A 15,096-nucleotide genomic window follows, 5' to 3' on the forward strand; every position below is an offset into this window, starting at 1 on the left:
TGGAGCGGGAAACGAGACTCGAACTCGCGACCCCGACCTTGGCAAGGTCGTGCTCTACCAACTGAGCTATTCCCGCAAATTTGCACTGCTTTTGTTGCTGTCGTAACGCGTAATTCTCTGTCGTTACGGGAGGCGCATTATACGAGAAATCCTCTGAGCTGCAACCCCCCTGAAAGCGATTTTTTTGAAATTACGTTCAAGTGATTAATTAATCGGCAAGCTGCACAATTTAACGGCAAAAACCCGGCTGCGCAAGCACGCCGGGCCCAAAATTTATAACTGAATAAAATTCTCACGGTAGTAAGCCAGTTCCGCCACGGACTCACGAATGTCATCCATTGCCTGGTGTGTACCCTGCTTCTTAAAGCCATCCAGGATTTCAGGTTTCCAGCGGCGTGCCAGTTCTTTCAGCGTGCTGACATCCAGATAGCGATAGTGGAAATAGGCTTCCAGCTCCGGCATGTACTTAAACAGGAAGCGACGATCCTGACCAATGCTATTACCGCAAATCGGTGATTTGCCTTGCGGGACCCACTGCTTCAGAAATTCAATCGTCGCAAGCTCAGCATCGCGATCGCCCTGCGTACTCGCTTTAACGCGCTCCACCAGACCGCTACCCGTATGGGTACGCACATTCCAGTCATCCATCAATGCCAGTTGTTCATCCGACTGGTGCACTGCGATGGTTGGTCCTTCAGCCAGAATGTTGAGGTTCGCATCAGTTACCAGCGTCGCGATCTCAATGATGCGATCGCGTTCTGGATCAAGCCCGGTCATTTCAAGATCGATCCAAATCAGGTTGTTTTCATCTGCGCTCATGTTATTTTCCACCCTTCTCGCATAACCGGCTGTAGCAGGTTAACTAGTATTAATTAGTGTGTATCATAGAGGTTTTGCCCGATATGGGCGACCAGGAGTCAGCACGATTGAGTAAAAATAAACTCTCCAAAGGGCAACAGCGCCGCGTGAATGCCAACCACCAGCGCCGTCTTAAAACCACTACGGAGAAGCCCGATTACGACGACAACCTGTTTGGTGAAGCGACAGAAGGCGTTGTGATTAGCCGCTTTGGTATGCATGCGGATGTCGAAGCCGCCGATGGTGGTGTTCACCGTTGCAATATCCGTCGTACCATCCGCTCGCTGGTTACCGGTGACCGTGTCGTATGGCGGCCAGGTAAAGCCGCGGCTGAAGGGGTTACCGTAAAAGGGATCGTCGAAGCTGTCCACGAACGCACATCCGTGCTGACGCGCCCGGACTTCTATGATGGCGTGAAACCCATCGCCTCTAATATCGACCAGATTGTGATCGTTTCTGCGATCCTGCCTGAACTGTCACTCAATATCATCGACAGATACCTCGTGGCCTGCGAAACACTTGACGTCGAACCGCTGATCGTCCTGAACAAGATTGATCTGCTTGACGACGAAGGAATGAACTTCGTCAACGAACAGATGGATATCTATCGTCATATTGGCTATCGCGTACTGATGGTTTCAAGCCATAAGAAAGATGGCCTGAAGCCGCTCGAAGAGGCACTTACCGGGCGTATCAGCATTTTTGCTGGCCAGTCGGGTGTGGGTAAATCCAGCCTTCTGAACAATCTTTTGGGTCTGCAGGACGAAATCCTCACGAATGATGTTTCCGACAACTCAGGTCTGGGGCAGCACACCACCACCGCCTCACGTCTGTATCACTTCCCACATGGCGGCGATGTGATCGACTCCCCAGGCGTGCGTGAATTCGGGTTGTGGCATCTTGAGCCGGAACAAATCTTCAATGGGTTTGTCGAATTCCATGACTATTTAGGCGCTTGCAAATATCGCGACTGTAAACACGATAACGACCCTGGCTGCGCTATCCGCGAAGCGGTTGAAAACGGTGAAATAGCGGAAACCCGCTTCGAGAACTACCACCGTATTCTCGAAAGCATGGACCAGGTAAAAACGCGTAAAAACTTTTCTGATTCTGATAACTGACAACTAAGCTAAGCATCGCTAAAATCGTCCCCTTTTTTTCAGGTTCCGGCTGTTTTTGGCCGGATCAGGAACGACAAAACAATGGCCTGGAGGCTATCTTGTTAAACTCATTTAAACTTTCGCTTCAATACATTCTGCCAAAACTGTGGCTCACTCGCCTGGCTGGCTGGGGCGCAAGCAAACGAGCGGGCTGGTTGACCAAGCTGGTCATCGACCTGTTTGTGAAATACTACAAGGTTGACATGAAAGAAGCGCAAAAGCCCGACACGGCCAGCTATCGCTCTTTCAACGAATTCTTCGTACGCCCACTGCGTGATGATGTTCGCCCTGTCAATAACGACCCTGCGGTACTGGTCATGCCGGCCGATGGCGTCATCAGCCAGCTTGGCAAAATTGAAGACGATAAAATTTTGCAGGCTAAAGGCCACAACTACAGCCTGGAAGCGCTGCTGGCAGGTAACTACCTGATGGCAGACCTGTTCCGCAACGGTTCATTTGCAACAACCTACCTGTCACCACGCGACTATCACCGCGTGCACATGCCGTGTAACGGCATCCTGCGTGAAATGATCTATGTGCCGGGTGATTTGTTCTCCGTAAACCACCTGACCGCACAGAACGTACCAAACCTGTTCGCACGTAACGAGCGCGTCATCTGCCTGTTTGATACTGAATTTGGGCCAATGGCACAGATTCTGGTGGGTGCGACAATTGTAGGCAGCATCGAAACCGTTTGGGCTGGCACGATCACCCCGCCACGTGAAGGTGTGATCAAGCGCTGGACCTGGCCTGCTGGTGAAAACGATGGCTCCGTTGCACTGCTGAAAGGTCAGGAAATGGGTCGCTTTAAACTGGGTTCAACAGTAATCAACCTGTTTGCGCCAGGCAAAGTGAAGCTGGTTGAAGAGCTGGAAAGCCTGTCAGTCACAAAACTCGGCCAGCCACTGGCTATATCTACGGAAACCGTCGCAGCACCCGTTGTTGAATCGGCTCCGCAGACAGAAGAAGAGATCGTTGCCGTAGACAGCACCCGTCCGGTGGTTGACGACAAAAAAACCGAAGGCTAATTCAAGAAGGATCGCTGACGTGCGCCCGATTATCGTAATTCTGATGGCCTGGTGCCTCAGCATGGGGGCGTACGCAGCGACGGCCCCCGACGCCAAACACATCACACAAGAACTGGAGCAGGCTAAAGCGGCAAAACCCGCACAGCCCGATACTGTCGAAACGCTCCAGGCCGCACTGAACGCGCTTGAGGAACGGAAAGGTTCTCTTGAGCGTGCTCAGCAATATCAGCAAGTTATCGATAACTTCCCCAAACTCTCACAAACATTACGCTCGCAGTTGAATAACCTGCGTGATGAGCCACGTGAGATCCCGGCAGGCATGACCTCTGATGCCCTGAATCAGGAGATTTTGCAGGTCAGTAGCCAGTTGCTGGAAAAAAGCCGTCAGGCTCAACAGGAACAGGAACGAGCGCGGGAAATCGCTGACTCTCTCAACCAGCTTCCACAACAGCAAACCGATGCCCGCCGCCAGCTTAATGATGTTGAGCGCCGGGTCGGCACGCAATCAGGCAACACTCCGCAAAGTCAGGCCCAGAATCTCGGCATTCAGGCTGAATCGGCCAAACTGAAAGCGCTGGTTAATGAGCTAGAGCTGGCCCAGCTATCGGCAAATAACCGTCAGGAACTGGCGCGTATGCGCTCCGAGCTGGCACAAAAGCAAAGCGAACAGCTTGATGCCTACCTGCAAGTCTTGCGTAACCAGTTGAACAGCCAGCGTCAGCGTGAAGCTGAACGCGCACTGGAAAGTACCGAATTACTGGCCGAAAACAGCGATAACCTGCCAGCCGGGATCGTCGAACAATTTAAGGTCAACCGTGAGCTTTCCGCGGCACTGAACCAGCAAGCGCAACGTATGGATCTGGTCGCCTCACAGCAACGTCAGGCAACTAACCAGACCTTGCAGGTTCGCCAGGCTCTAAACACCTTGCGTGAACAATCCCAGTGGCTGGGGTCTTCTAACCTGTTGGGTGAAGCACTGCGTGCGCAGGTTGCACGTTTGCCGGAAATGCCAAAACCGCAGCAGCTTGATACCGAAATGGCGCAGTTACGCGTCCAGCGCCTGCACTTTGAAGATTTACTCAACAAACAGCCGCAAATCCGCCAGATCCGTCAGGCCGATGGGCAAGCGCTCACCAACGAGCAAAACCGCATTCTGGAAGCGCAGATGCGGACTCAGCGGGAATTACTGAACTCACTGTTGCAGGGTGGCGATACGTTGATTCTGGAGCTGACCAAGCTGAAGGTCTCCAATAGCCAGCTTGAAGATGCGTTGAAGGAGGTGAACGAAGCGACCCACCGCTATCTTTTCTGGACCTCTGATGTCCGTCCGATGACATTCTCGTGGCCGATTGAGATTGTGCAGGATCTGCGCCGTCTGATCTCGCTGGATACCTTCAGCCAGTTGGGCCAGGCCAGCGTCATGATGCTCACCAGCAAAGAGACCATCTTCCCGCTGCTAGGGGCGTTGATTCTGGTAGGGTGCAGCATTTATTCGCGCAGGCATTTCACCCGCTTCCTTGAACGCTCTGGTGCGCGCGTAGGCAAAGTCACGCAAGATCACTTCTGGCTCACACTGCGCACTGTGTTCTGGTCGATACTCGTCGCCTCACCGCTGCCTGTGCTCTGGATGACACTGGGCTACGGCCTGCGCGAGGCCTGGCCGTATCCGCTCGCAGTGGCAATTGGCGATGGTGTTACCGCCACCGTACCTCTGCTGTGGGTCGTAATGATTTGTGCCACCTTTGCGCGTCCAAATGGACTGTTCATCGCCCACTTTGCCTGGCCGCGCCAGCGCGTAGTCCGCGCCATGCGCTATTACCTGATGAGTATCGGGCTTATCGTGCCATTGATCATGGCACTGATTATGTTCGATAACCTTAACGATCGGGAATTCTCCGGCTCGCTGGGTCGTCTCTGCTTTATGCTGATTTGCGGGGCGCTGGCGATGGTGACACTCAGCCTGAAACGGGCGGGCATTCCGCTCTATCTTGATAAAACAGGTAGCGGTGAAAACATGTTCAACCGCCTGCTGTGGAATCTGTTACTCACCGCACCGCTGGCCGCCATTCTGGCAGCAGCGGTCGGTTATCTGGCAACGGCTCAGGCCCTGTTGGCGCGACTCGAAACGTCTGTTGCCATATGGTTCCTTCTTCTGGTGGTCTATCACGTCATCCGTCGCTGGATGTTAATTCAGCGCCGCCGGCTGGCATTTGATCGAGCCAAACATCGGCGTGCTGAAATCCTGGCCCAACGAGCACGCGGTGAAGAAGATCCTCACCACGCCAACAGCACCGAAGGCAACAATGAGGTGGATGAGGCCGAACTGGATCTCGATGCCATTAGTACCCAGTCGCTGCGTCTGGTACGTTCTATTCTGATGTTGATCGCCCTGCTCTCGGTGATCGTTCTGTGGTCGGAAATTCACTCCGCTTTTGGTTTCCTGGAAAATATTTCCCTGTGGGACGTCACCTCAACGGTTCAGGGTGTCGAAAGCCTGGAGCCTATTACCCTCGGCGCGGTATTGATTGCCATTCTGGTGCTCATCATTACCACGCAACTGGTGCGTAACTTCCCCGCGCTGTTAGAGCTGGCACTGTTGCAGCACCTGGATTTAACACCGGGAACGGGTTACGCCATTACCACTATCACCAAGTATTTAATTATGCTGTTTGGTGGGCTGGTTGGCTTCTCAATGATCGGTATTGAGTGGTCAAAACTGCAGTGGTTGGTTGCCGCACTGACCGTTGGTCTGGGCTTCGGTTTACAGGAGATCTTCGCTAACTTCGTTTCAGGCTTGATCATTTTGTTCGAAAAACCGATCCGCATTGGCGATACGGTCACGATCCGCGATTTAACGGGTAGCGTCACCAAGATCAACACCCGTGCGACCACGATCAGCGATTGGGATCGCAAAGAGATCATCGTGCCGAACAAAGCGTTTATCACCGAGCAGTTTATCAACTGGTCGCTGTCCGATTCGGTAACACGTGTTGTACTGACGGTTCCTGCACCGTCGGATGCTAACAGTGAAGAGGTCACACAAATTCTGTACACCGCGGCAGAGCGCTGTTCACTGGTTATCGATAACCCAGCACCGGAAGTCTTTTTGGTGGATTTACAGCAGGGGATCCAGATTTTCGAACTGCGTATCTACGCCGCCGAAATGGGGCATCGCATGCCGCTGCGCCATGAAATCCATCAACTGATTCTGGCGGGCTTCCGTGAACACGGAATCGATATGCCATTCCCTCCGTTCCAGATGCGTCTGGAAAGCCTGGATGGCCGCAAAACGGGAAGAACGATTACATCAGCGGCAAGGAAACGCCCGGCAGGAAGTTTGTAAGGTTAATGGTGTGTGGGGCCTAATGCCCACACACCAAGCCTCTCCTACAGGAGAGGCCAAAAACCGTCAGGCTCTGTCGACCGTGAAAGCAATCACATCCGCAAGCTGCTCAGCACCCAGCGCCAGCATTACCAGACGATCCACCCCCAGCGCGACACCGGAGCTATCCGGCAGGCCCGCCGCTAATGCTTCAAGAAGATTATGGTCAATCGGCTGTTGTGGCAGCCCGCGCGCTGCGCGCTTACGGTTATCCTGCTCAAAGCGCTGTTGCTGTTCACGCGCATCGGTCAGTTCGTGGAAACCATTCGCCAGCTCAATACCTTTGTAATAGACCTCAAAACGTTCTGCCACACGATGATCTTCAGTGCTGATCTGTGCCAGAGAGGCCTGACTCGCCGGGAAATGGTAAACAAAGGTCGGCCGATCTTTACCAATCTGCGGCTCGACACCAAAGGTGAACAGCAGTTGCAGCAACGTATCACGATCTTCTTCTGTGTCCGCAACATTGCTCAAATCCAGCTTCGCCGCCACTTCACGCAGTTGGGTTTTATCGGCAGACAGCGGGTCAATTTCCAGATGGCGTTGAAACGCCTGCTGGTAGGAGAGCGTTTCAGCTTCGGAACAATCCAGCACCTGTTGGAGCAAGTCGTCCACCTCGTTCATCAGGCGGTACATATCGTAATGCGGGCGATACCACTCCAGCATGGTGAATTCTGGATTATGGTGACGCCCCATCTCTTCATTACGGAAGCTTCTGCACAGTTGATATACCGGGCCACATCCCGCCGCCAGAAGACGTTTCATGTGGTATTCCGGGCTGGTCATCAGATACAAATTCATACCCTGCGAGTGGCCGGGGCCAACAAAACGGGTTTCAAACGGGACCAGATGAATATCGGTTACCGTTGCCTGACTCATGCACGGCGTTTCCACCTCCAGTACACCGCGATCGGCAAAGAAGCGACGAATTTCCGCCATAATTGCTGCGCGTTTTAGCAGGTTAGGGATGGATGCGCTCGGCTGCCAGGTGGCCGTTTCGCTCATGAGTTTTTCTCCGATGTCAGACAAGGGCACGAAGTCTACTCGTTAGCGGGGACAGAGACAAATTTTGCGCGGCAAAAGCGTCCATTTCACCGGAGCAGAAAATTACGTGACCCAATTCATCAATCACAATGATAAATCACCGCACATAACAGCAAAAAAATCGAACACGTCAAATTTCCCTCACATCCACGCGGTTATACTGCCTTACCCATAAAGGAACAGTGGAAACACTTTCGTCGTCGACGACTCGGGTAAGTGAACTACCTTTAGGTCATCGCATCGCGAAATAACAAAAATCTGGAGGAATGTCGTGCAAACTTTTCAAGCCGATCTTGCCGTTATAGGTGCTGGCGGCGCGGGATTACGGGCTGCAATTGCTGCAGCACAAGCTAATCCAAACGCTAAAATCGCATTGATTTCAAAAGTCTACCCGATGCGTAGCCATACGGTTGCTGCAGAAGGAGGATCCGCCGCCGTTGCGCAGGATCATGACAGCTTCGAATACCATTTCCACGACACGGTTGCAGGGGGCGACTGGCTTTGCGAACAGGATGTCGTTGACTACTTCGTGCATCATTGTCCAACCGAAATGACCCAACTCGAACAGTGGGGATGCCCGTGGAGCCGTCGTCCAGACGGCAGCGTTAACGTTCGCCGCTTCGGTGGAATGAAGATTGAACGCACCTGGTTCGCCGCCGATAAAACGGGCTTCCACATGCTCCATACCCTGTTCCAGACCTCCCTCCAGTTCCCTCAAATTCAACGCTTCGACGAACACTTCGTACTGGATATTCTGGTTGATGACGGAGAGGCTCGTGGCCTGGTGGCAATGAACATGATGGAAGGCTCACTGGTCCAGATCCGCGCGAAAGCGGTGGTGATGGCGACAGGCGGGGCTGGTCGTGTTTATCGCTACAACACGAACGGCGGCATCGTCACCGGCGACGGGATGGGCATGGCACTCAGCCACGGCGTTCCTCTGCGAGATATGGAGTTTGTCCAGTATCACCCAACCGGGCTGCCAGGTTCAGGCATTCTGATGACGGAAGGCTGTCGCGGTGAAGGCGGTATTCTGGTCAACAAAAATGGCTACCGCTATTTGCAGGACTACGGCATGGGGCCGGAAACACCGCTCGGCGAGCCGAAAAACAAATACATGGAACTGGGCCCACGCGACAAAGTCTCCCAGGCATTCTGGCATGAATGGCGCAAAGGCAACACGATCCCGACCCCGCGCGGTGATGTGGTCTATCTCGACCTGCGTCATCTCGGTGAGAAAAAGTTACTGGAGCGTCTGCCGTTCATCTGTGAGCTGGCAAAAGCCTACGTGGGTGTCGACCCGGTGAAAGAGCCGATCCCGGTTCGCCCAACCGCACACTACACCATGGGCGGTATCGAAACCGATCAGCAGTGTGAAACCCGGATTAAAGGCCTCTTTGCCGTCGGTGAGTGTTCCTCTGTTGGCCTGCACGGTGCAAACCGTCTGGGCTCTAACTCATTGGCAGAACTGGTGGTGTTCGGACGTATGGCCGGTGAACGCGCCATGGAACGTGCGGCTACCGCGGGCGAAGCAAACAGCGCGGCGCTGGATGCGCAAGTGGCTGACGTGGAAAAACGGCTGAAGGACCTGGTCAACCAGGAAGGCAGCGAGAACTGGTCAAAAATCCGTGACGAAATGGGCCTGTCGATGGAAGAAGGTTGCGGTATCTACCGTACGCCAGAACTGATGCAAAAAACCGTCGACAAGCTGGCAGAGCTGCAAGAGCGCTTCAAACGCGTCCGCATTACCGATACCTCCAGCGTGTTCAACACTGACCTGCTCTATACCATCGAACTGGGCCATGGCCTGAACGTGGCCGAATGTATGGCACACTCCGCCCTCGCGCGTAAAGAGTCACGTGGTGCTCACCAGCGTCTGGATGAAGGCTGTACTGAACGTGATGACGTCAATTTCCTGAAACACACTCTTGCCTGGCGTGATGCAGATGGCGCAACGCGTCTGGATTACAGCGATGTGAAGATCACAACGCTGCCACCAGCAAAACGAGTGTATGGCGCGGAAGCGGAAGCAGCCGAGAAGAAGGAGACGACCAATGGCTGAGATGCAAACCCTGAAAGTTGAAGTGGTGCGCTACAACCCGGAAGTGGATTCCGCACCGCACAGCGCTTTCTATGAAGTTCCTTACGACGAGCAAACATCGCTGCTGGATGCGCTTGGGTACATTAAAGATAATCTGGCACCAGATCTCAGCTACCGCTGGTCTTGCCGTATGGCGATTTGTGGTTCCTGCGGCATGATGGTCAACAAAGTACCAAAACTGGCCTGTAAAACCTTCCTGCGTGAATACACCAAAGGCATCAAGGTAGAAGCGCTGGGTAACTTCCCGATTGAACGCGATTTGGTGGTCGATATGACCCACTTTATCGAAAGCCTGGAAGCGATTAAGCCGTATATCATCGGCAATCCGCGCACGCCGGATCAAGGCCCCAACACCCAGACGCCTGCACAGATGGCGAAATACCATCAGTTCTCCGGCTGCATCAACTGTGGCCTGTGCTACGCCGCCTGTCCGCAGTTTGGCCTGAACCCAGAGTTCATCGGCCCGGCGGCCATTACGCTGGCACACCGCTACAACGAGGACAGCCGAGACCACGGGAAAAAAGAACGTATGGCGCAACTCAACGGCCAGAACGGCGTCTGGACCTGCACCTTCGTAGGCTATTGCTCCGAAGTGTGTCCAAAGCATGTCGATCCGGCTGCCGCTATTCAGCAGGGTAAAGTGGAAAGTTCGAAAGACTTTCTTATCGCAACCCTGAAACCACGCTAAGGAGTGCATGATGACGACTAAACGCAAAGCCTACGTGCGGCCAATGCCTGCCACCTGGTGGAAAAAACTGCCGTTTTATCGCTTCTATATGCTGCGTGAAGGTACAGCGGTTCCGGCTGTCTGGTTCAGTATTGAACTGATGTATGCCGTATTTGCCCTGAAGCACGGTCCGGAAACCTGGGCTAACTTTGTCGGTTTCCTGCAAAACCCTGTTGTAGTGCTCCTGAACCTGATCGTACTGGCTGCCGCATTATTGCATACCAAAACCTGGTTTGAGCTCGCGCCAAAAGCAGCGAACATCATTGTTAAAGGTGAAAAAATGGGGCCAGAGCCGGTGATTAAAGGGCTCTGGGGAGTGACGGCAATCGTCACCGTGGTCGTTCTGTTTGTCGCACTGTTCTGGTAAAGGAGGCCACTGTGATCAATCCAAATCCAAAACGCTCTGACGAGCCGGTATTCTGGGGTCTGTTTGGTGCAGGCGGCATGTGGAGTGCCATTATCGCTCCCGTCATTATCCTGCTGGTCGGCGTTATGCTGCCACTGGGGCTGTTCCCTGGCGAGGCATTAGGTTACGAACGCGTGCTGGCCTTCGCGAGCAGCTTTATTGGCCGCGTATTCATCTTTCTGATGATTGTCCTGCCGCTGTGGTGTGGTTTGCACCGTATCCACCACGCCATGCATGATCTGAAAATCCATGTACCAAATGGGAAATGGGTGTTCTACGGTCTGGCAACCATCCTGACCGTGGTAACACTGATCGCTGTTGTTACCATCTGACTGTTCAGGCCCGCTATCCTGCGGGCCTTTTAGTTCGACATTTTCCCCACCAGCCACCGTGAAAACTCGTGCATTGCGGGTGTTTCTGCCCGTGACTGCAATCGCGTGAGCCAGTAACTACCGAGATCAATTTGCGTGTCGAAGGGCTGCACGATTCGCTCGCTGTTCAGCAAATGGGTAAACATCGCCACTGGCGCAATAGCAATACCCACACCTGCCTGTGCGGCTTCCAGCATCGTGACAGAAGAATCAAACACCATAACCCGGTGCGTAGGCGATGGTTGTGGTCCACCGGCGGCCTGCATCCAGGTGGCCCACTCATCCCGCCGATAGGAGCGCAGCAGGGTAAATTTCAGTAGATCCGCAGGTGAATTCAGTCCGGCGGCAATGTCTGGTGTGCAAAGCGGCGCCAGTGGCGCATCACAAAGGAAAATTGCATCGGTTCCGTGCCATGCCCCTCCGCCGTAGCGAATCGTGTAATCCAGCCCTTCTGCCGCCGGATCAACACGGTTGTTATGGGTAGAAAGCTGGAGATCGATATGGGGATAACTGCGGCGAAAATCCTCGAGCTGCGAGAATAAAATACCGGTCGCAAACGTACCCACGACACCCATTTTCAGTTTTTCTTGCGCACGATGGTGCGCAAAGCGATCCAGCATACCGGCAATGCGGTCGAACGAGTCGTTCAGTACCGGCAACAGATTCTCACCTTCCGTGGTCAACATCAGGCCGCGCGAGACACGGACGAACAACTGACAATTGAGGTGTTGTTCCAGCGTTTTCACATGCTGGCTGATTGCAGAATGAGTAACATTCAGCTCGATTGCAGCATGAGTAAAACTGAGATGCCTTGCGGCGGCTTCAAATGCCCGAAGCGAATTAAGCGGAAGATAGCTGCGCGTCATAGACCAATCCGTTAGAAAAATTAACAGCTAATGCTAAATTTAACCGTTTGTCAGGCGGAGTCAAATCCAACAGACTACGCTCGTCTGATGGGCCCGGACACGCCCTCGACCCGCTATTACGGAAGATAACTGATGATGAAAAAATCCCTTTGCTGCGCGCTGTTGCTCGGCCTATCTTACTCCGCCATTGCCGCACCGATGTCAGAAAAACAGCTGGCTGACGTGGTGGAAAGAACCATTACACCGCTGATGAAAACACAGGCGATTCCTGGCATGGCGGTGGCCGTGATTTATGAGGGTCACCCCTACTATTTCACCTTCGGGAAAGCGGATACCGCAGCAAACCGGCCGGTGACGCAACAGACACTGTTCGAACTGGGATCCATTAGCAAAACCTTCACGGGCGTGCTTGGCGGTGACGCAATTGCCCGGGGTGAAATTTCACTCAACGATCAGGCAACACAATATTGGCCTGAACTCACCGGAAAACAGTGGCAAGGTATTCGCCTTCTGGATCTGGCGACCTACACCGCTGGCGGCCTACCGTTGCAAGTCCCGGACGACGTCACAGACACCAACTCTCTGCTGCATTTCTACCAAACCTGGCAACCACAATGGAAACCCGGCACAACACGCCTCTATGCGAACGCCAGTATTGGTCTGTTTGGCGCACTGGCAGTAAAGCCTTCCGGAATGAGTTTTGAAAAAGCCATGACCACTCGAGTCCTCAAGCCACTAAACATGGCACATACCTGGATTAATGTCCCCAAAGCGGAAGAGAAGCACTACGCCTGGGGTTATCGTGATGGTAACGCAGTCCATGTTTCACCCGGCATGCTGGATGCCGAAGCTTACGGCGTTAAAACGAATATCAGGGATATGGCAAATTGGGTGATGGCCAACATAGCGCCAGACAAGATTCAGGATGCGTCATTAAAACAGGGGATCGCTCTGGCGCAATCATGCTACTGGCGTGTCGGTTCTATGTATCAGGGCCTGGGCTGGGAGATGCTAAACTGGCCGGTAAACGCTAAAACCGTGATTGATGGCAGTGATAATAAAGTCGCACTTGCACCGTTACCGGCAACAGAAGTGGATCCTCCTGCACCACCAGTCAAGGCGTCCTGGGTACATAAAACGGGTTCTACTGGCGGGTTCGGCAGTTACGTCGCTTTTATCCCTGAAAAGAACCTTGGTATCGTGATGCTGGCAAACAAGAGCTACCCCAACCCGGCGCGAGTGGAAACGGCTTACCGTATTCTTGACGCTCTGCGCTAGTTGCCCGGCGGTGCTGCGCTTGCGCGGGTCTGCCTTCTTTAGGCCGGGTAAGCGTTAGCGCCGCCCGGCAAAACATACCGCACATGCCCCGCATTTTCCTTGCTGTAATCTACACTTAACAAAAAGTCAGTAAGGAAACGACCATGCGCATCCTACCTGTTATCGCCGCAGTCACAGCCGCGTTTTTAGTGGTTGCCTGTAGCTCACCAACCCCGCCTTCCGGCGTTACCGTCGTCAGTAATTTCGACGCCCAGCGATATCTGGGCACGTGGTATGAAATCGCCCGTTTTGATCATCGATTTGAGCGTGGCTTACAGAGAGTGACGGCAAACTACAGCACAATGGACGACGGGGGTATCCAGGTGATCAACCGGGGCTATAATCCTGATCGCGGCATGTGGCAGCAGTCAATCGGCAAAGCGTACTTTACCGGCGCGCAAAACAGAGCAGCCCTGAAAGTGTCGTTTTTCGGGCCATTCTATGGCGGATATAACGTGATCGCACTGGACAGAGAGTATCGGCACGCGCTGGTTTGCGGGCCGGATCGCGACTATCTATGGATACTCTCCCGCACGCCAACCATTTCCAGTGAAATGAAGCAGCAGATGCTGGATATCGCAACCCGGCAAGGGTTTGATGTTACGAAGCTAATCTGGGTCGAACAACCGCATTAGTGTGCACTGAGCTTTAGACCAATAATGCCGGCGACTATCAGGGCGAGGCTGGCAATGCGTGCCAGACTCGCCGATTCCCCCAGTAGCAGGATCCCCGTGATAGCAGCGCCCACCGCACCGATACCCGTCCAGACGGCATAAGCTGTACCGACCGGCAATGTACGCATCGCCCATGACAACAGAGCAATGCTGACGATCATAGCAGTGACAGTAATAATGCTGGGGGTCAGACGGGTAAAACCGTGGGTGTATTTCAGGCCAATCGCCCATACCACCTCAAGCAAACCGGCAACGACAAGAATAATCCAGGACATAGTCAGGCTCCTTAACTTAAACAACAGTTGGGGCCGTCCCCGATGAAGGATGCACTTACAGGTCGTCCTGTAAGGCAGAGATTGCTCGTCATATTTTGGTTAGTGAGTGATTTTTTTTCAATCCTTTTGTGCTGAACGTGTTAAGGCAAGAAATAGCCTCAGTATGCCGCGTAGTTCAGGCATTTATCACTCATCCGACTTCCCTATGATGGTGTGCTTTCTGATGGCAGGAAGCCCAACCCCTTTGCCAACTGCGAATACAATATGTTCAAAATTCTTTTGATTGACCGTTGTCACTTCACCCGTGCAGGGTTTGAAGCATGGCTCAATCATTCAGGCTTGTTTCCTGGTCATTTCGTTGTGACCGGACTGAATAATCTTTTCCTCGCCAGAGAGCACATTCTGCAGTGGAAACCGACGCTGGTTATCGCTGATTTACACAGCTTCAAGCAGGATATTCATCATTTCCAGCAGCTGTCATCCTTGTTGATTGCCAGCGAGACATTACCCTTTATTTTGCTGCAGTCGGGTGAAGAACAAGAGATGGGGGGCTATCTGGCGCAATTCCCGGTTTGGTCATCGCTGTTGAAAAATGTGGATCTTGAGAAACTGGCAACCGTCATTAATGATGCATTAACATCCTGTTCCAGCGTGGAGATACCACAAATTGCCGCGCCACTATTGACCCGACAAGAAGAGAAAGTGCTGACATTGTGGATGGATGGCGCGAGTAACCAAAAAATTGCCAGCCACCTGAGTATCAACGGGAAAACGGTCTATACCTACAAGCGCAATATCCGCATGAAACTGCATATGGATACGCGCTTCTCTCCATTTTTGTCTTTGCAGGAATCGGAAAGCTAACGGTACGGCAACGGCTCAGTCCC

General features: G+C 53.2%; 14 protein-coding genes and 1 tRNA gene. 10 read left to right on the top strand and 5 right to left on the bottom strand.

What is annotated here, in order from left to right; translation table 11 throughout:
- Together GF617_RS23615 and orn are read right to left on the bottom strand one after the other, a co-directional pair.
- Window positions 1-76, bottom strand: a tRNA-Gly gene (locus GF617_RS23615).
- 197 nt (window positions 77-273) lie between these two features.
- Window positions 274-819 carry an oligoribonuclease gene (gene orn, locus GF617_RS23620; protein ID WP_181621948.1) on the bottom strand — a complete coding sequence of 182 codons (546 nt, stop codon included), beginning with the start codon at window positions 817-819 and terminating at the stop codon, window positions 274-276.
- A 107-nt stretch (window positions 820-926) separates the two neighbouring features.
- On the opposite strand from orn, the gene rsgA reads away from it, so the two are divergent.
- The 3 genes from rsgA (at window position 927) to mscM (ending at window position 6,389) form a co-directional block, all read left to right on the top strand.
- Window positions 927-1,979, top strand: coding sequence for a small ribosomal subunit biogenesis GTPase RsgA (rsgA, locus tag GF617_RS23625; RefSeq protein ID WP_181621947.1), 1,053 nt, complete (start codon window positions 927-929; stop codon window positions 1,977-1,979).
- A 98-nt stretch (window positions 1,980-2,077) separates the two neighbouring features.
- A complete protein-coding gene (gene asd, locus GF617_RS23630; RefSeq protein WP_181621946.1) occupies window positions 2,078-3,046 on the top strand; it encodes an archaetidylserine decarboxylase in 969 nt (322 codons plus the stop codon).
- Between the two features lie 19 nt (window positions 3,047-3,065).
- Window positions 3,066-6,389 carry a miniconductance mechanosensitive channel MscM gene (mscM, locus tag GF617_RS23635; RefSeq protein ID WP_203452576.1) on the top strand — a complete coding sequence of 1,108 codons (3,324 nt, stop codon included), beginning with the start codon at window positions 3,066-3,068 and terminating at the stop codon, window positions 6,387-6,389.
- Between the two features lie 66 nt (window positions 6,390-6,455).
- Here mscM and epmA read toward each other — a convergent pair whose 3' ends face one another.
- Window positions 6,456-7,433, bottom strand: coding sequence for an elongation factor P--(R)-beta-lysine ligase (gene epmA / locus GF617_RS23640; RefSeq protein ID WP_181621944.1), 978 nt, complete (start codon window positions 7,431-7,433; stop codon window positions 6,456-6,458).
- A 310-nt stretch (window positions 7,434-7,743) separates the two neighbouring features.
- Here epmA and frdA point away from each other — a divergent pair, with 310 nt between their 5' ends.
- From frdA to frdD, 4 genes are read left to right on the top strand one after another with little or no spacing between them, the layout of a single operon-like run.
- Window positions 7,744-9,534, top strand: a complete 1,791-nt coding sequence (frdA, locus tag GF617_RS23645; protein WP_181621943.1) for a fumarate reductase (quinol) flavoprotein subunit — start codon at window positions 7,744-7,746, stop codon at window positions 9,532-9,534.
- The gene (locus tag GF617_RS23650; RefSeq protein WP_181621942.1) at window positions 9,527-10,261 is read left to right on the top strand and encodes a succinate dehydrogenase/fumarate reductase iron-sulfur subunit; all 735 of its coding nucleotides are present in this window, start codon (window positions 9,527-9,529) and stop codon (window positions 10,259-10,261) included. The genes frdA and GF617_RS23650 overlap by 8 nt, the downstream gene beginning before the upstream one ends.
- 10 nt (window positions 10,262-10,271) lie before the next feature.
- Complete coding sequence (frdC, locus tag GF617_RS23655) at window positions 10,272-10,667, top strand: fumarate reductase subunit FrdC (RefSeq protein ID WP_181623669.1); 396 nt, start codon at window positions 10,272-10,274, stop codon at window positions 10,665-10,667.
- An 11-nt stretch (window positions 10,668-10,678) separates the two neighbouring features.
- A complete protein-coding gene (gene frdD / locus GF617_RS23660) occupies window positions 10,679-11,038 on the top strand; it encodes a fumarate reductase subunit FrdD (RefSeq protein ID WP_181621941.1) in 360 nt (119 codons plus the stop codon).
- Window positions 11,039-11,067: 29 nt separating this feature from the next.
- Here the strand turns inward: frdD and ampR are convergent, their stop codons facing one another.
- The gene (gene ampR / locus GF617_RS23665; protein WP_181621940.1) at window positions 11,068-11,943 is read right to left on the bottom strand and encodes a LysR family transcriptional regulator AmpR; all 876 of its coding nucleotides are present in this window, start codon (window positions 11,941-11,943) and stop codon (window positions 11,068-11,070) included.
- 132 nt (window positions 11,944-12,075) lie between these two features.
- Between ampR and ampC the strand changes: the two genes are divergently transcribed.
- A complete protein-coding gene (ampC, locus tag GF617_RS23670) occupies window positions 12,076-13,221 on the top strand; it encodes a CMY2/MIR/ACT/EC family class C beta-lactamase (protein ID WP_203452577.1) in 1,146 nt (381 codons plus the stop codon).
- Window positions 13,222-13,364: 143 nt separating this feature from the next.
- Entirely contained in the window at window positions 13,365-13,895 is a 531-nt protein-coding gene (locus tag GF617_RS23675; protein ID WP_203452578.1) for a lipocalin family protein, read from the top strand.
- Here the strand turns inward: GF617_RS23675 and sugE are convergent.
- Entirely contained in the window at window positions 13,892-14,209 is a 318-nt protein-coding gene (gene sugE, locus GF617_RS23680; RefSeq protein ID WP_181621937.1) for a quaternary ammonium compound efflux SMR transporter SugE, read from the bottom strand. The two genes, GF617_RS23675 and sugE, sit on opposite strands and share 4 nt — an antisense overlap.
- 264 nt (window positions 14,210-14,473) lie before the next feature.
- Between sugE and GF617_RS23685 the strand changes: the two genes are divergently transcribed.
- On the top strand, window positions 14,474-15,073 hold the full coding sequence (locus GF617_RS23685; protein WP_181621936.1) for a LuxR C-terminal-related transcriptional regulator: 600 nt from the start codon (window positions 14,474-14,476) through the stop codon (window positions 15,071-15,073).
- Window positions 15,074-15,096 lie beyond the last annotated feature (23 nt).

Origin of the sequence: Lelliottia sp. RWM.1 (assembly GCF_016859735.1) — a bacterium.
Lineage (GTDB): Bacteria > Pseudomonadota > Gammaproteobacteria > Enterobacterales > Enterobacteriaceae > Enterobacter.